The organism is Mesorhizobium sp. B2-3-4, from assembly GCF_006442315.1.
In the GTDB taxonomy this organism is placed as follows: domain Bacteria; phylum Pseudomonadota; class Alphaproteobacteria; order Rhizobiales; family Rhizobiaceae; genus Mesorhizobium.
This window is the reverse complement of the sequence record NZ_VFVY01000006.1, coordinates 16,151-36,335: the sequence shown is the minus strand read 5'-3', so window position 1 is coordinate 36,335 and position 20,185 is coordinate 16,151. Positions and strand designations below refer to the sequence as shown.

Here is a 20,185-nt window from a genome sequence, read left to right as displayed (position 1 = left end):
AGCGACATCAGGAAAAACCATGCTTGTCAATCGGCTACGCTGGCTGGGAGGGATTATATTTGCGACATGGGTCGCAAATGGGCAATTGACCGGCGGCGAAGGGCGCAGCGCGGCTTGCCAGCGGTTCGATGGACATCCGCAGTGCCAAGGGGCAACAAAAACGCCGCCGTGGCTGGAGCCAGGCGGCGCTACAGGTACAAGGCAGCGGCAGGGAACGCTGCCTTAAGAAATCCTCAGGCGACGAAGCCGAGGCGCGCGGCAGCCATGGCGCCGGTCTGGCCAGGCATGGTCTTGGCAAGGCGCTGACGCTCGAGAGCCGTGGTCAGGTTCATCTCGCGGCGGGGGAAGAGGCGGGCAAAAAGCTTCATGGTCATCTCCAATCGGTTGCTCAGACGGGTCGCCTTCGCTTGATGGAGTGGGGCAGCTCGTTTGCTGACGGTGATATAGGCTTGTGTGAGCAAAAACTAAATCGCAAAAGCGAAGCGCTTGATATGAAAAGCGACACCGAATGCGACATATTCGGGCGGGCTGCGGCCGGCCTATCCGATATTTATGAGTATTTACAGTGTGTTATCTAGAAAAATGTGCTGCTATGCAGCTTGCTCATATGCGCCATGCAGCGGCAGCATGGCTCCTGAAGTCGTTTGAATGCAAATAAAATAGGGAAGGCCTGCCGGGCGGTCGCGCGGCAGGCCTTCAGCACGGGGTACACACGATCTACTTTGCTCCAGCCCAGGATCCGATGCCGTTGCGAGTGCCGGTCTTGGTGTCGGAAGCCTGGGGCCAGCCGATATCCTTCTGCAATTCGATCGGCAGGGAACGGATGGCACGTTCGGTCTGGTAGCGGGCGCGGGCCGCGCTGAATTCGGTCGCGATGCGGCCGAGGGACGACAGGATAGACATTTCGATCTCCTTGCTGCGGCGCGCGAAAAGCGCCGGCAATGCGTTACGTCAGGTCTGTTTCAGCTTCATTTCATGTCGAATGCGGGTCTGCCTCGTGGTCGTTTGGTGACCGCTTTTGGCAGCATGCTGCTTCGATGGAGTTGACTATGCTCCTGATCTGATGTTCAATCAAACGAAATGGAATGATGCTTTGTATCAGAAAAATTGAAGGCTGATCGCCATGAACGCCCCACTCAATCATCCGCTGCCGCTGCTCGACCTCGACGTTTTGCGCACTTTCGTGGCAATTGCGGAAACCGGCAGCTTCACCACCGCGGCCAATGCGGTGTTCCGTACGCCGTCGGCGGTTTCCATGCAGATCAAGAAGCTCGAGGATATTCTCGGCCGCTCGGTGTTTGCGCGCGACGCGCGTTCGGTGACGCTGACCACCGATGGCGAAATGCTGCTCGGCTATGCCCGCCGGCTGTTGTCGATCAACCGCGAGGTGGTGTCGAAATTCATCATTCCCGACATTGTCGGCGTCGTGCGGCTGGGCTCGCCGGATGATTATGGCGAGCGCGTGCTGCCGCACGTGCTGAAGCGTTTCGCGCAGTCGCATCCCTCGATCGCCGTCGACGTCACCATCGACCAGAGCAGCAATCTGCGCCGCCGCATGGACGACAGGGCGCTCGACATCACGCTGTTGACCAACTCCTACAAGACCAGCGCGCTCGGCGCCGAGGTGCTTTTGACGGAGCCGATCGTGTGGGCCGGCGCCAAGGGCGGCTGCGCGCATCTGCGCGAGCCACTGCCGGTTTCGCTGTGGGAGGAGGGCTGCGCCTGGCGGGCCGGCGCGCTCGATGCGCTGGGACGCGAGGGGCGCAACTATCGCGTCGCCTATATGAGCGCACATACAGCCGGCCAGCGCGCCGCGATCATGGCCGACCTCGCCGTCGCGCCGCTGCCGCGCTCGTTCCTTGGCAACGACATGGTCGAACTCTGCCCCAAGGACGGCATGCCCGATATCGGCACCTACAATCTTGCCATGGTGGTGGCGCCGGACGCCAGCGCACCAGTCAAGGCCGTCGCCGACCACATCCGCGCGACCTTCGAAGTGTTCCGGGAAACCGGCAAGTTCTGAACGGGGCATCGCTCGTCCTTTGTCTTCGGAGGGCGCCCGATCCAATTCGGTTGTCGCCTTTGTCATTCTTGGCAACGCGGCTCTTGGCAGAGCTGTGCATCTGTGGAATGTTCTTTCTATGTTCCATTGAGCGGATGTATCATGGATGGCCTTGAGACGTTTATCGTGGAAGCAAAATCAGCGACATATGTTGGAGGCGGCAGCCCGTCACCCTCATGCCGGACAGGCTCACATGACATTTGCTACAAGCGGGGCGCCTGGCGCTATCTGGACAGCTATTTTGGCGGTACCGATTTTCTTGGACAGGAACTTGTCTGGAAAAATGACGATCCTATCTGGGCCATGAACTACTATGGCCGTGTGCTCGAGCCGGAATTGATCGACGCAACCGCCGCCGGTGCGGTTATCAGGGAGGCATTGTCCGCCCTCTACGGGCTCGGCAGATTCCTCGGTGTTTTCGAATATACCGTTCGACAATACCGTTACGTTGACAACAGCAACGAGAGCGTCGAGGGGTTTCGCGGAATCGAGCGTATCTACGTCGAAGACAGGGAAGTCTATCGGCTAGAATACCATGGCGGACTCATCAGGCCATAACCGTAACCATTGATCGCCCACATGCGCAGACGTGCCGCAAACGATCATATGGCAGTCTGGCGCTGCAACGGCCATGCCACAGCCCAATTCGGTGACGGTGTGGTTTCGCCGGTCAGGAACGCGACGATGTGCTGACGGGCTCGCCTTGCTTCGGGCATGTCGATCAGCGGCCAGACGTGGAACATGCCTTCCTCGTAGACGACGTCGATCTCGACACCGGCGGCCCGGGCCTTCTCCGCGAAGATCAGATTGTCAGGGCTGAGCAGATCATGCGAGCCGGTCAGAAGCAGGGTTTTCGGCAGGATTGAAAGGTTGCCGTAGAGCGGACTTATGTGCCAGTCGCCGCGGTCGATGCCGGCGCTATACATGCGGATCGCCTCGAGCCCGCCTGGAATGCCAAGCCAAGGGTCGTTGCGCTCTGCCTCGAACACTTCCGGATTGGCGAGCGACATGTCGAGCCCCGGCGAGATCAGCACATGGCGCGACGGCAGGGGCAGGCCTTCCTCGTGCGCCATCATGGTCAGCACCACGGCCATGTTGCCGCCGGCGGAATCGCCCATGAAGACGATGTCCTCGGCCTCCGTCTCGTCCAGCATCCGGCGATAGACGTCACCGACCATGCCGAACATGGCATGAAAATCGTGCTCGGGCGCGATCGGATAGATGGGCACGGTGATGGCGTAGCCCAGCCGATCCGCCATGTCGGCGATCAGGTGCCAGTGATAGGCCGTGATTTCGAAGACATAGGCGCCGCCATGCAGATAGAGGATCCGCTTTCGTTCGCCGGCCCTGGGGGCGATCTCGTAGACCGGGAAGCCGTCGACCGTGCGGGTGGTGATGTCGAAACGCTGGCGCAGCAGGGCAGGCGGATGATGATCTTCGGTCTTGCGCGCGCAGGCGATCCAGCGCTGGAGGTTTTCCGGACTGGAAAAAGCCTTCTTGCGGCTATGCCTGAGCACGAAGGAAACGACGTGGCTTTTCAAACTTGGCATGCGGATACACGGACTTCGGCTGCAGCCGACTAAGAGAACCCCCACTTTCTCCGAAGATCGTGTGTTGTCGCGAAATGTCAAGTTTTACGCCGTGTCCACACGTCGCGGTGATCCACGCTGCTTGCGCAGGCGAGGTCAGCGGCGCGGCAAAAGGGCCGCGCGCAACCGGTTGCTGGTTGCCGCCGGGGACGTGCGAGATCCCCGGCGCCTGGCCAGCAGCTTGCACTTCTGGGTGAAGGTCATCAGCGCGCCGTTCCCAGGAGCAACGAAGCAAGAGCCGCTTGCGGGTCGCTCGGCGGCGAGGCCGGCCAACCGATGTCCTTCTGGACATGCGCCGGCAGGCTGTTGAGGTCGCGGATCGCCTTGTTCCTGGCGCGGGTCTGCCTGATGGTCGCACCGAAGCGGCCGAGATTTCCGAACATTGTCATCTCCCTTGAAAGCAGCGGCCCGGGATTGTCCTCGGCCGCCATTCGATGGCCGCTAAATGCGCTGGTTATGTATCGGGCGGATTTCACGAAAACAGCGTTTCGGTTTCCGGATCGCCTGATCCGGAAACATTTGCATGCAAATGAATTTGTGTCTTGAGCTGGGGAGAAGCCTAGTCGCGACCGCGCCGTGCCGCGCGGTCCTCGCGCGAGCGCCGTCGCGGGGTGGCGTCGCCGGCGACGCCGTCCTCGCTGACCGCCTTGCGCGGCGGCAGCTTTACCGCCGCCGACAGTTTCGGGAACGGGTCGACCTTGTTGGGCAGGGCCATCGCGTAGACGAAATGCTCCTGGAATTTCGGTTCCAGCGCGGTCTCGATCTTCTCGATCTGGCTCACCGTCTCCTCGATCTCGCGGCGATAGCCGCGGTTCAAGAGCGCCATGCGCGCACCGGCACCCGCGGCGTTGCCGACAGCGGAAACCTTGTCGAGGTCGCAATCGGGGATCAGGCCCAGCACCATGGCATATTTCGGGTCGATGAAGGAACCGAAGGCGCCGGCGAAATGGATGCGGTCGACATGCTCGGTGTTCTGCTTTTCCATCAAAAGCTTGGTGCCGGCATAAAGTGCTGCCTTGGCGAGCTGGATGGCGCGCACGTCGGTCTGGGTGATGGTGATCTTCGGTTCGCCTTCCTTCAGCACATAGGAGAAGGTGCGGCCGTTGGCGACGACCCGAGGCGAACGCGCGGCCAGCGATCCATCGACGACGCCGTCCTCGGAGATAATGCCGGCGAGATACATCTCGGCGACGATCTCGATGATGCCGGAGCCGCAAATGCCGGTGACGCCGGTCGCCTGCACACTGTCGAGGAAGCCTGGCTCGTCGGACCACAGTTCCGAGCCGATGACGCGGTATTTCGGCTCCAGCGTCTCGGGATCGATGCGCACGCGCTCGATGGCGCCGGGCGCCGCGCGCTGGCCACCGGAGATTTCGGCGCCCTCGAAGGCCGGGCCGGTGGGCGATGAGGCTGCCACGACGCGGGTGCGGTTGCCGAGCACGATCTCGGCATTGGTGCCGACGTCGACGATCAACATCATCTCGTCCTGGCGGTGCGGGCCTTCGGACAGCGTCACCGCCGCCGCGTCGGCGCCGACATGGCCGGCGATGCAAGGCAGCATGTAGAGGCGCGCACCCTGGTTGAGCTTCAAGCCGATATCGGAACCCTTGATGCGCACCGCGCCCGAGACGGCGAGCGCAAAGGGGGCGCCGCCAAGCTCTGTCGGATCGATGCCGAGGAACAGATGGTGCATGATCGGATTGCCGACGAAGACGCTGTCCAGGATGTCGTTGCGCTGGACATTGCCTTCCGCGCAGACCTTGTCGACGAGGCCCGAGATCGCCTCGCGCACGGCGACCGTCATGCCTTCACGGCCATCCGGGTTCATCATCACATAGGAGACGCGGCTCATCAGATCCTCGCCGAAGCGGATCTGCGGGTTCGACGTGCCCGACGAGGCGGCGACGCGGCCTGACAGCAGCGACACCAGATGCATGGCGATGGTGGTCGAGCCGATGTCGCAGGCCAGCCCGTAGGCCTCGTTCTTGAGGCCGGGCCACAGCGCGATGACGCGCGCGATGTCGCTGTCGGCATCCTTGTGGATGGCGGCGGTCGCCGTCCAGTTGCCCTTGCGCAATATGCCTTGCACCTGTGGCAGCAGATAGAAATCGAATTCGAGGTTCTTGACCCCCCAATCCTTCATCAGCGCGATCTTGAGCCGGTCGAGATCGCCGAGCGGCTTATGCATGTCGGGCTCTTCGATCTCGACATAGCACATGCGGATTGCCGTATCGCGGGCGATGACCCTGGTGTCGGCATCCTTGCGGATGGTCTGGGCATTGATGACGGTGTCCTGCGGCACGTCGATGACGAGATCGCCCAGGATCTGAGCCGAGCAGGAGAGGCGGCGGCGTTCGGGCAGGCCGCGCACGCGTTCGTAGCGCTCTTCCTTGGGGCCCTTGGGCGAGATGTGCTCGTTGGAGGAGGTGATCTTGTGCTTGGCGAAATTGCCTTCCTGCACCTCGATCTGGCAGCGACCGCATGTGGCGCGCCCGCCGCACACGCTTTCGACATAGACGCCGAGCTGGCGCGCGGCGTCGAGCACGGGCGTGCCGACAGGAAACCGCCCGCGTTTGCCCGACGGCATGAACAGCACGAGCGGATCGGTGATGTTTGCGGGAGAGTTCATGCTGCTACGGATCTCGATATCAATTGACGATGCCGTTTAACGGATCGTTTCACCTTTGGGCGGAATGTCTGATGGTCCAGAGGCCAATCATGTCCGATCTGCTTTTGTCGGCCGTCTTCACCGCTTTCACGATGGTGCGCCTGCTCAAGGGACCATGGCTGCGCAATCCGCAATACCTGGCGGCCGGCATCGTCGGCGCGGTGCTCGGTACCTTGGTTCTTCACGCGGTCTGGCCCGCGGCCGACGACGATTTCATCGTCGGTGGCGTGACCGGCATTTTCGGCTCGTGGGCCGCGATGGCGCTGTTCGACACCATCACGGATATGGCCTGATCGCAACACACACCGGCCCGACGGCATGAACAGCACGATCGGACCAGTGAAGTTGGCGTCAGATTTCACGATTGCGCGCTTATCCCCGACCCATCCGTGCCTCGCGGCCGCCACGGCGGCGGCCACCGGCGGCGCCATCGCCCGGCGCGGTGACCGCCACGGGCGCGGCGACCGCATGGCCGCCTTCGGCTGGCTTGTAATCCTTGTAGGTGCGGATCCAGTTGGTGCAGTTCTCGTCGGTGCCGTTCAGCACATTGGCGCCGCGCACGGCTTCCATTTCCTGCGGGCGAACCGGATTCATGATGGCCGACGTCATACCGGCGCCGATCACCATCGGGATGAAGGCAGCGTTGATGCCGTGGCGGTGCGGCAGGCCGAACGAGATGTTGGACAGACCGCAAGTGGTGTTGACCTTGAGTTCTTCGCGGAGCCGACGCAGCAGCGCGAATACCTGGCGGCCGGCGTCGCCCAGCGCGCCGATCGGCATGACCAGCGGATCGACGACGACGTCATGCGCGGGAATGCCGAAATCGGCGCAGCGCTCGACGATCTTCTTGGCGACGGCGAAACGCACGTCGGGATCCATCGAAATGCCGGTTTCGTCGTTGGAGATGGCGACGACGGGGACGTTGTATTTCTTGACCAGCGGCAGGATGGCCTCGAGCTTCTCTTCCTCGCCGGTGACGGAGTTGACCAGTGGGCGGCCCTTGGCGACCTTCAGCGCAGCCTCGATCGCCGCGGTGACGGAGCTGTCGATCGACAGCGGCAGGTCTACCAGGCCCTGCACGATCTCCAGCGTCTGCACCAGCAGCGCCGGCTCGGTCGCGTTGGGGTCGACGGCAGTGACGCCGGCGTTGACGTCGAGCATGGTCGCGCCGCAGGCGGCCTGCTCAAGCGCGTCCTTGATGACGGTTTCGAAATTGCCGGCCACCATCTCGGCGGCGAGCTTCTTGCGGCCCGTCGGGTTGATGCGCTCGCCGATCACGCAGAAGGGCTGGTCGAAGCCGATGATGATTTCTCGTGTTGCCGAGGCAACGATGGTCCGGGTCATGAAATCTCTCCGTCATGATATAAAGAGTTCTTTATATCGTTATCTCTTGTCGTTCAAGCGATTGGTGGCCGTTCCACGCTCTCAATGCGCGGTCTTCACCATGTCCACCTGGGTTTCGGTAATCTCGTCGTGCAGGATGCGGTCGAGCCGGTCGGCGACCATCTGGTCGTCGCGGCGGATCTCGCGCTTCCAGGGCTGGCGGCCCTTGAGAACGCCCGATTCATCGACGATCTCGGCGACATATTCCTCCTGGCGGTAGGCCATCACATGGATGCCCGAGACGCCGGGGATTTCCTTCACCTCGTTGATGATGTCGGTGCAGAGCTGCTTGCCTTCCTTCTTCTGGTCCTGGGCGCCTTCCAGCCGCTTGATGATGGCATCGGGAATATGGATGCCCGGTACGTTGGAGCGGATCCATTTTGCCGTCTTGGCGGAAGCGAGCGGGCCGACGCCGCACAGGATGAACACTTTTTCGGTATGGCCGAGATCGCGCGCCTTCTGCATGAAGGTCTTGAACATCGGCACGTCGAAGCAATATTGCGTCTGCACGAATTGCGCGCCGGCGGCGATCTTCTTGCCGAGATGGATCGGGCGGAAGTCGAAGGGCGGCGCGAACGGGTTGACGGCCGCACCGAGGAAAACCTGCGGCGGCGTCGTCAGCTTGCGTCCTGACAGGAATTTGCCGTTGTCGCGCATGATGCGGACGGTTTCGAGCAGCGACATGGAATCGAGATCGAACACCGGCTTGGCGCCGGGCTGGTCGCCGGCCTGCACGCCGTCGCCGGTCAGGCACAGCATGTTGGCGACACCCATGGCGGCACCACCCAGCACGTCGCCCTGGATGGCGATGCGGTTCTTGTCGCGGCAGGCGATCTGCATGATCGGCGCGTAGCCCATGCGGGTCAAAAGCGCGCAGATGCCGACCGAGGACATGTGGCAGTTGGCGCCGGACGCATCGACCGCGTTGATGGCGTCGACCCAGCCGTCGAAGATCTTCGCACGGTTGTAGACATCTTCGGGATCGGCGCTGTCGGGTGGGTTGAGTTCGGTGGTGACGGCGAATTCGCCGCGCCGCAGCACGCGCTCCAGCCGGCCGCGCGAAGAATGGCCGGGCAGGGGATCGAGCGGCAGGTGAATGCCCGCCGGGTTCTCGTCACGCTGGCGGCCGGTCATGCGGCGGCTCCGGAACCGGCATTGGCCGCGGCCTCACGGGTCGCCGCGGCCTGCGCGGTGACGCGCAGCCATGCCGACGTTTCGCGCAGCGACTGGTCGACCGGCTTCTGCACGGTCAGGATCTTGTCGCCATGCACCATGTTCTGCGAGCCTTCCCAGGCCTTGACCCAAACGCAGGGCATGTTGGGCTCGACCTCGCAATTGCCATTGGCGCGCACGCCGCCGCAAGGGCCGTTGCGCAACTGCTTGGGGCAGTTCATCGGGCACGACATGCCGGTGGATGACAAAACGCACTGGCCGCACATACGGCAATCGAACATGAAGCCCTTGACCCGCTTCTCGACGAATTTGATCGGGGCCTCGACGCGGCCGTAGCCGATGCCTTTCCACAAGGGATGCAAAAGCAGGAAGGCGTCGGCGAACCTGCTGTAGAACCATTCGAGCAACCGGGAATGCCTGATCGACCACAGCCGCACCGCGAAGGAACGCTGCACGCGCCGCTGCGGCGATACGTCGGCCGGCTTGTAGTCGGACTTCGGCGCTGCCTTCTTGACCAATGTGGCCTGGGTAACCGCCGGTTGAGGATCAGACATTTTCTTTTCCGCCCGCCTTGACCAGAGCGACCAGCCGCTCGCGGTCGTATTTCGCGTCGAGTTCGTGGAACGCCTTCTCGACCTCGGCTTCGAGATCGTCGCCGACGGGAACCGGATCGGCCTTGCGCCATTCGGCCAGATAGTCGTCGGTGCCGCCTGCACCGGTGCGCATGGCGCACATGTCGATCGCTTCGGTGAAGCGCAACGGCAGTTCGCGCTTGGCGTTCTGCCGGCCCTTCTTGACGATGACCTGGGCAGGGATGTCGCGCCAGTAGACGACGATTAGGTCGGCCATGAATTCTCACTCCTCGATCCACCGAGCATTGCCGTAAGCCGTACCGACCCGCTTGTTATGGGACGACGCGCGCGCATTCAAAAGCGACGCATTTGGATGTCGTAAAATGAAAGGTGGTCTTATTCGTTTCCGGCATGCGCGGCGGCGGGTCCGGCGTGACATAAAAGCCGGCCTTGAGCTCGCGGCTCAGGACTGGAAAGACGCTACCAGACGCCGGTCCGGATGCCCTTCCAGAGATAGAACCAGATCGTCGGGTGATACCATTGTTTCGATGGCAGCCCGGGATCGAACGTCGTCAGCCTTCCGGCCAGCGCATCGTTGATCGCCTCGACGCAGATGTCGCGTGAGAACGCCGTCTGACGCAGCGCGTGGCTTGAGATCGTGTCGCCCTTTTTCGATTTGCCGCGGGCCTGCTTCAGCACGCCACCGGTGTCGACGCCGGCGTCGACCAGATGGACGGTGGTGCCGAAATTCTGGGCGTCGCCTGATACCAGAGCCCAATAGCCGCCGTTCATGCCGCGATATTTCGGCGTGATGCCGGCATGGTAGTTGAGCACCGGGCAAGGCATTTTGCCCAGCATCTCCTTGGAGATCAGCCGGCAGCCGTTGAGCAGCACGACGCCCGGCTGAAGGTTCTGGATCGCCTTCAGGCATTCGGGGCCGTTGGCCGAGGCTACGCGGATGATCGCCTGCCCTGGCCGCGGCTCGACCTCAAGCTTTTCCTCTGCAATCACCTGTGCGCAATGGCTGGCCAGAACCCGTTTGCCGAGCCTGCTCAACACCATCGTGCCAAGCTGGCCCATGGCCGATACCCAGCCCTGGCGGCGGGCCCGGCCGAGCAACAATTGTTTTTTCGATTCAGGCGTTTCGAGCACGACGCTGACAGGACCGACGCGATCGGCGATGTCGTTGATCATGGCCCAGACATGCTGCCCGCCGCCGGTGACGACGACGATGGGGCGTGGATTGGATTGCGAAGCTGCCATTGATCTTGCCACCCCTGGGACCAACTGTGACGGCCGGACCTTAGGGTAGGCGGGTTAATCCTTGGTGTGCCGCGTCAGAGCGCCGCTCAGCGCTTGAACTCCATGATGTCGAGCTTCGATTCGTAATAGGGCGCCGGGAATTCGATGCGCCATTCGCTGGCGCTGTTGCGGAAGGCGTAGCCGACCTGGTCGCTCTCCGGGCCGCTGCCATAGGGCTTGGCCTTGTCGTCATTGACCGAGAACGCGCCGAGATAGATCGAACGCTTTTCGCCGTCGTCGAAGAAGCGCCCCTGGGTGCGCTGCGAGCCAGTGACTTTTGCGAGCCGCCAGCCGGAGCCGTCGTCGGTCACCTTGCATTTGAACCAGCCATAGATAACCAGCGGCGAGATGCCGCCGACCTTGATGGTGCGGCACTGCCAGTTGCCTGTCAGGTCCTTGTCGGAGAAGGCGACCAGTGGCTTTGCCAGCAAGGCATCGAGCTGGCTGATTTCGGCGGGATCGCCGCCAGCCTTGGCTTCCGCGATGGCGGCCTTGCGGGTTTCGCCATATTGGTCGAGCCGGGCCTTGTCCGCGGCGGTGATCAGCTTTTGGACCTGACCATCGGCCAGGGCGGGCAAGGTGCAGCAGAGAAGGCCGGCAACGGCAAGCAAGGGGCGAAGGTTCATCGAGGGCTTCCTGTTGTCTGGAACGGCGCCGGCGCCGTCTGGTGCATACCTTACCGGGTCGCTTGCGCCGGTCATCCGTGCTTAACAGCGTCACGGTCAAAAATCACGGGTGTCGCGAATGCGAATCTTGCTTACGGGGTCGTCGGGTTGGCTGGGCGGCGCGCTGGCGCCACGGCTGCGCGGGCTTGGTCATGATGTCACCGGCTTCGACCCCGTTCCATCGGCCGAAACGGGGATCGTCGGTTCGATTGCCGACCGTGAGCTCGTCATGCGCGCTGTGATGGAAAACCGGATAGAGGCCATCATCCACAGCGGCGCGTTGCACAAGCCCAACATCGAAAGCCGCGCCAACAGCGATTTCGTCGCGACAAACGTGCAAGGCACGCTGAACCTGCTCGATGCCGCGGTGGCGGCCGATGTGCAACGCTTCGTCTTCACGTCGACGACCTCGCTGATGATCTCGCAGGCGATTCGCGATGGCTTCAAGGGCGGTGCGCGCAAGGCGGCATGGCTGACGGAAGCCATGGCGCCAGAGCCGCGCAACATCTACGGAGTGACCAAATTGTCCGCCGAGCATCTGTGCCGTCTCTACCATCTGCAGCACGGGCTGCCGGTGGTGGTGCTGCGCACGGCGCGTTTCTTTCCCGAAGCCGACGACATGGCACATGCGATCGAGCAGTCGGACGCCAACACCAAGGCAAACGAACTGTTGTTCCGGCGGCTGACGGTGGAGGATGCGGCGCAGGCGCATGTCGCGGCGCTGGAGAAGGCGCCGGAGCTCGGCTTCGACATCTTCATCGTCTGTGCGCCAACGCCGTTCCAGCCTGATGACTGCGAGGCGTTGATCAGGGATGCGCCGTCCGTGGTGGCGCGGTATTTTCCCGAGTTTCCCGCTCTCTATGCCAGGAAGGGCTGGACGATGTTTTCCTCGATCGACAGGGTCTATGACGCGTCACGGGCGAGGGACAGGCTGGGTTTTGTCTGCGGGACGCGCTTTGCCGATGTGCTGACAGCGCTGGCTGCCGAACAAACAGTCTGACGCCTTCAGGCGTTCAACGTGACCCGCGCCAGCTCCGGCGTCAGATCACCATAACCGGTCGAACGGCGTTCATAGGCGAGGCCGAGCAGGGTGGCGGCGGCTTCCGCCACCTTGTCGAGTTCGGGATCGTCGGTCTGTGCCAGATAGATCAGTCTCTCGTAATTGCCGAAATAGTCCTTGATCAACTCCGGGTGCCTGTCGAGACCGAGCGGCTTCATGAAGAAGGCGTCGAACTGGCGGCACAGGAAGTCGGTCATGTAGAAGGACATCATGTCGTCGTCGGCGACCTTCGCATAGGCGTCCATGCCCTGGTAGAAAGCGAAGCAGTGCGGGCCGGCCATGCGCTCGACACCGTGTTTTTCCACGACGCGGTCAAGCAGGCCGCCCGTGCCGCAATCGCCATAGCCGACGAAGATGTGTTCGTAGCCATCCGCCTTGGCCTTTTCGATGGCCTTGTCCATGGCCGGCGCGATGCGATCAGGATAGAAATGGTATTCGGCTGGCAGGCAGGTCAGGTCGAGATGGTCGAGTTTGAGCTGTTCCTTCACGGCCAGAACTTCGCGCGCAATCATCCCGCAGGCGATGACCAGCAGCCTTTCTGCTTCGTTCGATTGCTTTTTTTGCAGCTTGGCCATGATTTCAGCTGAAGCGGCTTTAGTTGCCCGCAACCCTTATCTGGGAACAAAAAAGCCGCGCTGCAAGGCGCGGCTTTTCTCGGTTTTTCCTGATGCCTTGGATCAGGCCGAAGCGCGCACGTTGTGTTTGCGCTTCATGAAGTCCTTGGCGGTCTCGACCGCTACGGCCGCGTCGCGGCAATAGGCGTCGGCGCCCACGGCCTTGCCGAATTCCTCATTGAGCGGCGCGCCGCCGACCAGCACGACATAGTCGTCGCGAATGCCCTTTTCCTTCATCGTGTCGATGACGACCTTCATATAGGGCATGGTGGTGGTCAACAGTGCCGACATGCCGATGATGTCGGGCTGGTGCTGCTCGATCGCATCGAGATATTTCTCGACCGCGTTGTTGATGCCGAGGTCGATGACGTCGAAGCCGGCGCCTTCCATCATCATGCCGACGAGGTTCTTGCCGATGTCATGGATGTCGCCCTTGACGGTGCCGATGACCATCTTGCCCTGCTTCGGCGCGCCGGTGGCGGCGAGCAGCGGGCGCAGGATGAACATGCCCGCCTTCATCGCATTGGCCGACAACAGCACTTCGGGAACGAACAGGATGCCGTCGCGAAAGTCCTCGCCGACGATGCGCATGCCTTCGACCAGCGCCTCGGTCAGAACCTTGTAAGGCGCCCAGCCGCGCTCGAGCAGGATGCGCGTGCCTTCCTCGATCTCTTCCTTCAACCCGTCATAGAGATCGTCGTGCATCTGCTGCACCAACTCGTCGTCGGAAAGTTCAGAAAGGATGATCTCGTCGTCGGACATCTTAATCAAGCTCCTCACGGCATCGCGACTGTGTCGCAAGGCACAAAATAATGGCGTTCATACCTAACCCGCAATGGGCGGCTATCCATAGCTGATTTGCGACTTCCCGCAAAAGGAAAGCGACTGGAAAATCTATTGGTTTTCTTGTCGATTTTGCGACAGGCGTTGGCGCGGACGGGCCGTTTCGAATAGGGTGCATGGCTACGATCCGGGCAAAGCCGCGCCATGCGGCCGCAACGGTTACGGACCAGTGCATATCGAGGCCTGGCCATATTCAGGGAAAAGCGATCATGAGCGAAAACGCGGCAGTCGACCAGGAAGCGTCAAACGCGCGGCGTGGGCGCGGCGCCAGCGGCGGAGCAGCGGCAAGGCGCGCGGCACGTTCCGGCGGTGGTCCAGGCACGCAGCTCACCTACATCAAGCGCAAGATCAACGTCTATGAGGTTCTGAACGAGGAAGGCCTGGCGCTGATCGAGAAGAACACCGACACGGTGCTGGAAGAGATCGGCATCATCTTCCGCGACGACGCCGAAGCGCTGCAGCTCTGGAAGGAGGCCGGCGCCGACGTCAAGGGCGAGCGCGTGCATTTCCCGAAGGGCCTCTGCCGCTCGCTGCTGAAGACGGCGCCCTCCATCTACACCCAGCATGCCCGCAATTCGGAACGCTCGGTCCAGATCGGCGGCAATGCGACCGTGTTCGCGCCGGTCTATGGCCCGCCCTTCGTGCGCGATCTCGACGGCGTCCGGCGCTATGCGACGATCGAGGATTTCCAGAATTTCGTGAAGCTCGCCTATATGGCGCCGTCGATCCACCATTCGGGCGGCACGGTGTGCGAGCCGGTCGACGTGCCGGTCAACAAGCGCCACCTCGACATGGTCTACGCGCACATCAAATATTCCGACAAGCCGTTCATGGGCTCGGTGACCGCGCCGGAGCGCGCCGAGGACACGGTGGCCATGGCCAAGCTGGTGTTCGGCGACGACTTCGTCGAGAACAACACGGTGCTGACCAGCCTGATCAACGCCAACTCGCCGATGGTGTTCGACGAAACCATGCTCGGCGCGCTGAAGGTCTATTCGCGCCACAACCAGGCCTGCATCGTCACGCCGTTCATCCTGGCCGGCGCGATGAGCCCGGTGACGGTCGCCGGCACGCTGACGCAGGTCCTGGCAGAGGTGCTTGCCGGCGCCTCGTTCACGCAGCTGATCCGGCCGGGCGCGCCGGTGCTGTTCGGCACGTTCGCCTCGTCGATCTCGATGCAGTCGGGCGCACCGACCTTCGGCACGCCGGAGCCGTCGCTGGTGTCCTACGGCGCCGCGCAGCTCGCGCGCCGGCTCGGCCTGCCTTTCCGCACCGGCGGCTCGCTCTGCGCTTCGAAGGTGCCGGATGCACAGGCGGCCTATGAAAGCGCCAATACGCTGAACTCGACCATTCTGGCCGGCACCAATTTCGTGCTGCATTCGGCCGGCTGGCTCGAGGGAGGGCTGGCCTCCTGCTACGAAAAGTTCATGATGGACATCGACCAGCTCGGCATGCAGCAGAAATTCGCCGAGGGCGTCGACCTGTCGGAAAACGGCCAGGCGATGGACGCCATCCGCCAGGTCGGCCCGGGCAGCCACTATCTCGGCTGCGACCACACCCAGGCCAATTTCCAGACTGCTTTCTACCGTTCCAGCATCGCCGACAACAATTCCTACGAGCAGTGGCTGGCCGAGGGCGAGAAGACCGCGCCGCAGCGCGCCAACGATCTGGCGCGGCGCTGGCTGGAGGCTTACGAGGCGCCGCATCTCGATCCGGCCATCGACGAAGCCCTGAAGGAATTCATCGCCAAGAAGAAGGGGTCGATGCCCGACGCCTTCACTTGAAAGGAGCCCGAGTCAGGCGGGGCTAAAGTCGCCAACATCATCCACAAGGAAGTCTGGCGGAGCGCTTTCTCCGATCCGGACAAGAAGGGATGATGCCTGCGCGCGGCATGATCGAGGAGATCACGGCCGCGCTGGGCGCCAACGGCCTCATCCTGCGCAGTGGTTTTGTTTTTTCCGATCATGAGACTGCTCCTCACGGCGCCTCGGGCGTGCCAGCCAGGTCTGTCCTTTTGGTAGGGCAGGCGGGTGCCGCGCCCTGGCCGCACTTTTCGCGCTGGCGGGAACTCCAGCCAGAGTCGATCGTCAATCCGCTCGACACCTGGTCACGGCAGGTTATCGGCCAGGTGGCGGAAAAGTATGAAGCCCGTGCGGTTTCGCCTTCGGACAAGCCCTATCTGCCTTTCCAGCAATGGGCTGTTCGGGCGGAGGGGCTGAAGCGGTCGCCGCTCGGCATCCTCATGCACCCCCGTTACGGGCTTTGGCACGCCTATCGCGGCGCCTTGCTGTTCGAGGACGAGATCGCGTTTCCGGTGACCGAGCCCGCACCGCACCTTTGCGACACATGCGTTGAAAAGCCCTGCCTGAAATCCTGTCCCGTCGATGCCTATTCCAATGACGGCTTCGCCTACCAGGCCTGTCTGGCGCATGTGCGCGGAGCCGATGGAGAGCCGTGCCGGGCCGGCGGCTGCCTTGATCGCAATGCCTGCCCGTATGGCACGGCCTATCGTTATCCAGCTGACATTCAAGCCTTCCACATGGCGAGTTTTGCGCGCGCCGGCAGCTGATCGGCACAACGCTCGATGTGCATGTGCTTGACGACGGCCGAGAGCAGGCCTATTCATCAAATCATCAGATGACTTGATGAATAGGCCCATGCAACCTGCCGTCAGAACCAATCTTACCGCCAGCGCAACGGAAAATCTGCGGAACGAGATCCTCGGCGGTCGCTGGGGCATCGGTGAGCGCGTGCCCAATGAAGCGGCTCTCAGCGATCTTCTGTCGGTCAGCCGCGGCACGGTGCGCGAGGCGGTGAGGGTGCTGGTCTCGCAAGGGTTGCTGGATACGCGTCAGGGGTCGGGCACCTATGTGCGCTCAACCCTCGATTCCTCCGCCGCGCTCGGCCGCGTCAAGCGCACCGGCCTGCGTGATCAATGGGAGGCGCGGGCCGCACTCGATCTGGAGGCCGCGCGCCTTGCCGCCTTGCGCCGCACCCCTTCCGACCTCGACCGGATGCGTCAGTTGCTTGCCGAGCGCGGTACTGTCGCGGATGGCGGAAGCGAAGCCTTCATCCGGCGCGATCTCGCCTTTCACAAATCGGTCGTGGCGGCGTCCGGCAACAAGGCGATGATGGAACTCTACGACTTCTTCACCGCCGCCATCGCGGAAACCATCCATGCCACCATCGGCGGCGACCTGCCCGAACCGGACCAGCAGGCGCATGCGGCAATCGTCGATGCCATCGCCGCGGGCGACCCCGACCGTGCGGTATCCGCCGTTCGGGCTTTCATGGCGCCCGTACTTGCCCAGCTTGAAAGACTGCTTTCCCTATGAACCACACATTTCGCCACCCCGACCCCAAGGCCGATGCCGTCGAGGGACTGGACCTCATCGATGCCGAGGCCGACAGCCTGCCGCGGCCACGGCCGCCGGAGTTGCGCAGCCGCGCCGGTCGCATCGTGCTCGGCGCCAGCCTGGTGCTGATCGCCTTCAACCTGCGCTTCCTGTTTTCCAGCCTGTCGGTGCTGTTGCCCGAGGTGATGCAGGCGACCGGTCTTTCAACGACCGGCGCCAGCCTGCTGACCACGCTGCCGGTTCTGTGCCTCGGTCTGTTCGCGCCCTTCGCGCCAAGGTTGGCCCAGCGCTATGGAGCCGAGCGCACCTTGCTGGGTGCGCTTGTGCTGCTGGTCCTGGGAACGGGCCTGCGCGGGTTCGAATCCGTGCCGTTGCTTTTTGTGGCCAGCTTTCTTGCCGGAAGCGCCATTGCCATCGGCAACGTTCTGTTGCCGGGGCTGGTGAAGCGTGATTTCGCCGACAACACCGCTGTCATGACCGGGCTTTACACCATGGCGCTCTGCGCCAGTTCGGCGGTCGCCTCCGGCTTGACGTTGCCGATCGAGCGTCATGTCACCGGCTCGTGGTCGGGCGCGCTTGCCGCCTGGGCGCTGCCGACATTGCTCGTGCTCCTGGTCTGGATCCCGCAGGCGTTGGGCAGCCGGCGGCAAGTCAGCCACAGTGGCTTTCGCGTCGTCGGGCTCTGGCGTGACCGCCTGGCCTGGCAGGTGACGCTGTTCATGGGACTGCAGTCGGCGATTGCCTATTGCATCTTCGGCTGGCTGGCGCCGATCCTGCGCGAACGCGGCTTCGATGCGGCGACCGCCGGCGCCATCGCCTCGCTCTCGGTGATGACGCAGGTCGTTACCTGCCTTGCCGTGCCGTCGATAGCGGTCAGGCTGAAGGACCAGCGCATCATCAATGTCGTTCTCATCGCCATCGCGGTGGCCGCGCTGCTCGGCATCCTGTTCGCGCCGACCTCGACCGTCCTGTTCTGGGCGGTCCTGCAAGGGATCGGGCAGGGCGGACTGATCGCCGCCGCGATGACCCTGATCGTGCTGCGGTCACCGGATTCGCATGTCGCGGCGCATCTTTCGAGCATGGCGCAAGGCGTCGGCTATGTGCTTGCGGCGTTCGGTCCGCTTCTGGTCGGGCTGATCCGCGGCTGGACCGGAAGTTTTTCGGAATCGGCCTTTCTGTTCGTGGCGCTTGGCCTTGGCGCCGCCGTCATGGGCTTCGGCGCCGGTCGTGCGCGGCATGTCGGGGCCAGGGCGGTTCGCATCGACGGCCACGGCTGATCAATCATTTCAGCGAGAGTCCGGGCCTGCTGCGTCACGCGATCCTGCACGAAATGTTGACCGCCGCGCTCAGGGACCGCCTTGCCGCGGCGATCTGCTCGGATATGTATCGCACATCTGATCAACGGAGCAGGCAATGACCAAGCAGGACCTTCAGATCAAGACCCGTGACGGCCTGGCGAAGGCGGGCCTGTTCCGGTCGGCCAGGGCGTCCGAAGCCAAGGCCGGCGTCATCCTCTATCAGGACGCCTTCGGTCCGCGTCCGGCGCTCGACGGCATGGCCGAGCGGCTGGCGGGCGAGGGCTATGCGGTGCTGGTGCCGGACCTGTTCTACCGCAACGCACCCTACGGTCCTTTCGATGCCAAGACCGCCTTCACCGAGGAAAAGACCAAGGCGGCGCTGATGGCGCTGGTCACCGGCACGACGCAGGACATGACCATCAGCGACGGTGCCGCGTTTCTCGATGCGCTCTCCGGCGAAGGCGTCACCGGTCCGATCGGCACTGTCGGCTATTGCATGGGCGGCGCGCGGGCGATCAATGCCGCCGCGATCTACCCCGACAGGGTCAAGGCCGCTGCCAGTTTTCACGGCGGCAACCTTGCAAGCGACGCTGCCGACAGCCCACACCGCAAGGCGGCGTCGATCAAGGCGCGGGTCTATGTCGGCATGGCGGGTGTCGACCGGAGTTTCCCGCCGGAGCAGTCGACACGGCTGGAAGAGGCGCTGCGGAACGCCGAGGTCGACCATCTGATCGAGAACTATGTCGGCATGGCGCATGGCTGGTGCGTGCCCGACCATGGCGTCTATGACGAGGCCGGTGCCGAGCGGCACTGGAAGCGGCTGACGGCCTTGTTTGCCGAAACGCTGGGATAAAGCCAGCCTTCGGGAGGTAGGCGCCCTCATCCGCCCTTCGGGCGTTCCATGTTCGAAAAGCCAAGCCGGCTGCGCGGACCACTCATCACCTCCCTATGAACGGGGAGAAGAAAGAAGCGCTTTCCAAAAAAATCTTTTCATCCACCCAAGGATTAGCCATTAGCCTTCGTCCAACAGGCAAATGATGGCGATGATGCTGGATGAAAGCGAAGCCTCCGACGCCGAACTGATCGGGCGGGCGAAGGGCGGAGACAGGGGGGCCTTCGGCATGTTGCTGGAGCGTCACTACGACTTCGTCTATCGCGCCGCCTATCGCTGGTGCGGCAGGAAGGCGGATGCCGAGGACATTGCCCAGGAAGTCTGCGTCCGCCTGGGCAAGGCGATTCGCGACTATCGCGGCGGCGGCGCGTTCACGACATGGCTCTATTCCGTGACGATGAACGCCGCGCGCGATATGATGCGCAAGACCCAGCGCGAGACAGTCAAGACCGAGGCCTATGGCGTCCACGCGCTGATTTCGGGCGAGGCCCCGGCCGAGAGCGAGGATCCTGCCGAGGCACTGTGGGCTGCGGTGCGGCAATTGCCCGACAAGCAGCGCGATGCGGTGATGCTTGTCTATGGCGAAGGCTTGAGCCACTCGGCCGCCGCCGAGGCGATGGCGATCTCGGAGACGACGGTTTCCTGGCACATCCATGAAGCGAAGAAACGGCTGAAGACGTTGATGCGTTCAGCCGGGGAAGTGTGACC

The 20,185-nt window shown here is 62.9% G+C and carries 23 protein-coding genes; 11 read left to right on the top strand and 12 right to left on the bottom strand.

The window, feature by feature from the left end:
• The first annotated feature begins 128 nt into the window (after positions 1-128).
• A complete protein-coding gene (locus FJ967_RS33350) occupies positions 129-578 on the top strand; it encodes a hypothetical protein (RefSeq protein ID WP_181175781.1) in 450 nt (149 codons plus the stop codon).
• Between the two features lie 139 nt (positions 579-717).
• Here FJ967_RS33350 and FJ967_RS11210 read toward each other — a convergent pair whose 3' ends face one another.
• Complete coding sequence (locus FJ967_RS11210; protein WP_140731773.1) at positions 718-903, bottom strand: hypothetical protein; 186 nt, start codon at positions 901-903, stop codon at positions 718-720.
• A 220-nt stretch (positions 904-1,123) separates the two neighbouring features.
• Between FJ967_RS11210 and FJ967_RS11205 the strand changes: the two genes are divergently transcribed.
• On the top strand, positions 1,124-2,023 hold the full coding sequence (locus FJ967_RS11205; RefSeq protein ID WP_137933178.1) for a LysR substrate-binding domain-containing protein: 900 nt from the start codon (positions 1,124-1,126) through the stop codon (positions 2,021-2,023).
• 141 nt (positions 2,024-2,164) lie between these two features.
• The gene (locus tag FJ967_RS11200; protein WP_140731772.1) at positions 2,165-2,620 is read left to right on the top strand and encodes a DUF5680 domain-containing protein; all 456 of its coding nucleotides are present in this window, start codon (positions 2,165-2,167) and stop codon (positions 2,618-2,620) included.
• 44 nt (positions 2,621-2,664) lie between these two features.
• Here the strand turns inward: FJ967_RS11200 and FJ967_RS11195 are convergent, their stop codons facing one another.
• From FJ967_RS11195 to FJ967_RS11185, 3 genes are all read right to left on the bottom strand, one after another.
• Entirely contained in the window at positions 2,665-3,612 is a 948-nt protein-coding gene (locus tag FJ967_RS11195; protein WP_140731771.1) for an alpha/beta hydrolase, read from the bottom strand.
• Positions 3,613-3,854: 242 nt separating this feature from the next.
• Positions 3,855-4,034, bottom strand: a complete 180-nt coding sequence (locus FJ967_RS33345) for a hypothetical protein (RefSeq protein ID WP_348643090.1) — start codon at positions 4,032-4,034, stop codon at positions 3,855-3,857.
• Positions 4,035-4,210: 176 nt separating this feature from the next.
• Positions 4,211-6,280 (bottom strand): ASKHA domain-containing protein, encoded by a 2,070-nt coding sequence (locus FJ967_RS11185; protein WP_140731770.1) that lies wholly within the window; start codon positions 6,278-6,280, stop codon positions 4,211-4,213.
• Between the two features lie 89 nt (positions 6,281-6,369).
• On the opposite strand from FJ967_RS11185, the gene FJ967_RS11180 reads away from it, so the two are divergent.
• On the top strand, positions 6,370-6,612 hold the full coding sequence (locus tag FJ967_RS11180) for a hypothetical protein (RefSeq protein WP_246675250.1): 243 nt from the start codon (positions 6,370-6,372) through the stop codon (positions 6,610-6,612).
• Between the two features lie 79 nt (positions 6,613-6,691).
• Here the strand turns inward: FJ967_RS11180 and FJ967_RS11175 are convergent, their stop codons facing one another.
• From FJ967_RS11175 to FJ967_RS11150, 6 genes are all read right to left on the bottom strand, one after another.
• A complete protein-coding gene (locus tag FJ967_RS11175; protein ID WP_137933172.1) occupies positions 6,692-7,663 on the bottom strand; it encodes a methyltetrahydrofolate cobalamin methyltransferase in 972 nt (323 codons plus the stop codon).
• 81 nt (positions 7,664-7,744) lie between these two features.
• The gene (locus FJ967_RS11170) at positions 7,745-8,836 is read right to left on the bottom strand and encodes a methylenetetrahydrofolate reductase (RefSeq protein ID WP_140731769.1); all 1,092 of its coding nucleotides are present in this window, start codon (positions 8,834-8,836) and stop codon (positions 7,745-7,747) included.
• The gene (locus FJ967_RS11165) at positions 8,833-9,429 is read right to left on the bottom strand and encodes a methylenetetrahydrofolate reductase C-terminal domain-containing protein (protein ID WP_140731768.1); all 597 of its coding nucleotides are present in this window, start codon (positions 9,427-9,429) and stop codon (positions 8,833-8,835) included. The genes FJ967_RS11170 and FJ967_RS11165 overlap by 4 nt, the downstream gene beginning before the upstream one ends.
• Positions 9,422-9,724 carry a virulence factor gene (locus FJ967_RS11160; RefSeq protein WP_137933169.1) on the bottom strand — a complete coding sequence of 101 codons (303 nt, stop codon included), beginning with the start codon at positions 9,722-9,724 and terminating at the stop codon, positions 9,422-9,424. Before FJ967_RS11160 ends, FJ967_RS11165 begins: the two co-directional genes overlap by 8 nt.
• A gap of 203 nt (positions 9,725-9,927) precedes the next feature.
• Positions 9,928-10,710, bottom strand: a complete 783-nt coding sequence (locus FJ967_RS11155; RefSeq protein WP_140731767.1) for a formyl transferase — start codon at positions 10,708-10,710, stop codon at positions 9,928-9,930.
• 86 nt (positions 10,711-10,796) lie between these two features.
• Positions 10,797-11,375, bottom strand: a complete 579-nt coding sequence (locus FJ967_RS11150; RefSeq protein WP_140731766.1) for a DUF4893 domain-containing protein — start codon at positions 11,373-11,375, stop codon at positions 10,797-10,799.
• 118 nt (positions 11,376-11,493) lie between these two features.
• On the opposite strand from FJ967_RS11150, the gene FJ967_RS11145 reads away from it, so the two are divergent.
• On the top strand, positions 11,494-12,414 hold the full coding sequence (locus tag FJ967_RS11145; RefSeq protein ID WP_140731765.1) for an NAD(P)-dependent oxidoreductase: 921 nt from the start codon (positions 11,494-11,496) through the stop codon (positions 12,412-12,414).
• A 5-nt stretch (positions 12,415-12,419) separates the two neighbouring features.
• On the opposite strand, the gene FJ967_RS11140 is transcribed toward FJ967_RS11145, so the two are convergent.
• Together FJ967_RS11140 and FJ967_RS11135 are read right to left on the bottom strand one after the other, a co-directional pair.
• On the bottom strand, positions 12,420-13,049 hold the full coding sequence (locus FJ967_RS11140; RefSeq protein WP_140731764.1) for a DUF1638 domain-containing protein: 630 nt from the start codon (positions 13,047-13,049) through the stop codon (positions 12,420-12,422).
• Positions 13,050-13,151: 102 nt separating this feature from the next.
• The gene (locus FJ967_RS11135; RefSeq protein ID WP_032930649.1) at positions 13,152-13,850 is read right to left on the bottom strand and encodes a B12-binding domain-containing protein; all 699 of its coding nucleotides are present in this window, start codon (positions 13,848-13,850) and stop codon (positions 13,152-13,154) included.
• A gap of 290 nt (positions 13,851-14,140) precedes the next feature.
• Between FJ967_RS11135 and FJ967_RS11130 the strand changes: the two genes are divergently transcribed.
• From FJ967_RS11130 to FJ967_RS11105, 6 genes are all read left to right on the top strand, one after another.
• On the top strand, positions 14,141-15,715 hold the full coding sequence (locus FJ967_RS11130) for a trimethylamine methyltransferase family protein (protein ID WP_140731763.1): 1,575 nt from the start codon (positions 14,141-14,143) through the stop codon (positions 15,713-15,715).
• Between the two features lie 92 nt (positions 15,716-15,807).
• Positions 15,808-16,500 (top strand): 4Fe-4S dicluster domain-containing protein, encoded by a 693-nt coding sequence (locus FJ967_RS11125; protein ID WP_181175810.1) that lies wholly within the window; start codon positions 15,808-15,810, stop codon positions 16,498-16,500.
• An 88-nt stretch (positions 16,501-16,588) separates the two neighbouring features.
• The gene (locus tag FJ967_RS11120; protein ID WP_140731761.1) at positions 16,589-17,266 is read left to right on the top strand and encodes a FadR/GntR family transcriptional regulator; all 678 of its coding nucleotides are present in this window, start codon (positions 16,589-16,591) and stop codon (positions 17,264-17,266) included.
• A complete protein-coding gene (locus FJ967_RS11115; protein ID WP_140731760.1) occupies positions 17,263-18,564 on the top strand; it encodes an MFS transporter in 1,302 nt (433 codons plus the stop codon). The genes FJ967_RS11120 and FJ967_RS11115 overlap by 4 nt, the downstream gene beginning before the upstream one ends.
• Before the next feature lie 136 nt (positions 18,565-18,700).
• Positions 18,701-19,438 (top strand): dienelactone hydrolase family protein, encoded by a 738-nt coding sequence (locus tag FJ967_RS11110; RefSeq protein ID WP_140731759.1) that lies wholly within the window; start codon positions 18,701-18,703, stop codon positions 19,436-19,438.
• A gap of 184 nt (positions 19,439-19,622) precedes the next feature.
• Positions 19,623-20,183 carry an RNA polymerase sigma factor gene (locus tag FJ967_RS11105; RefSeq protein WP_140731758.1) on the top strand — a complete coding sequence of 187 codons (561 nt, stop codon included), beginning with the start codon at positions 19,623-19,625 and terminating at the stop codon, positions 20,181-20,183.
• The last annotated feature ends 2 nt before the right edge of the window (positions 20,184-20,185 follow it).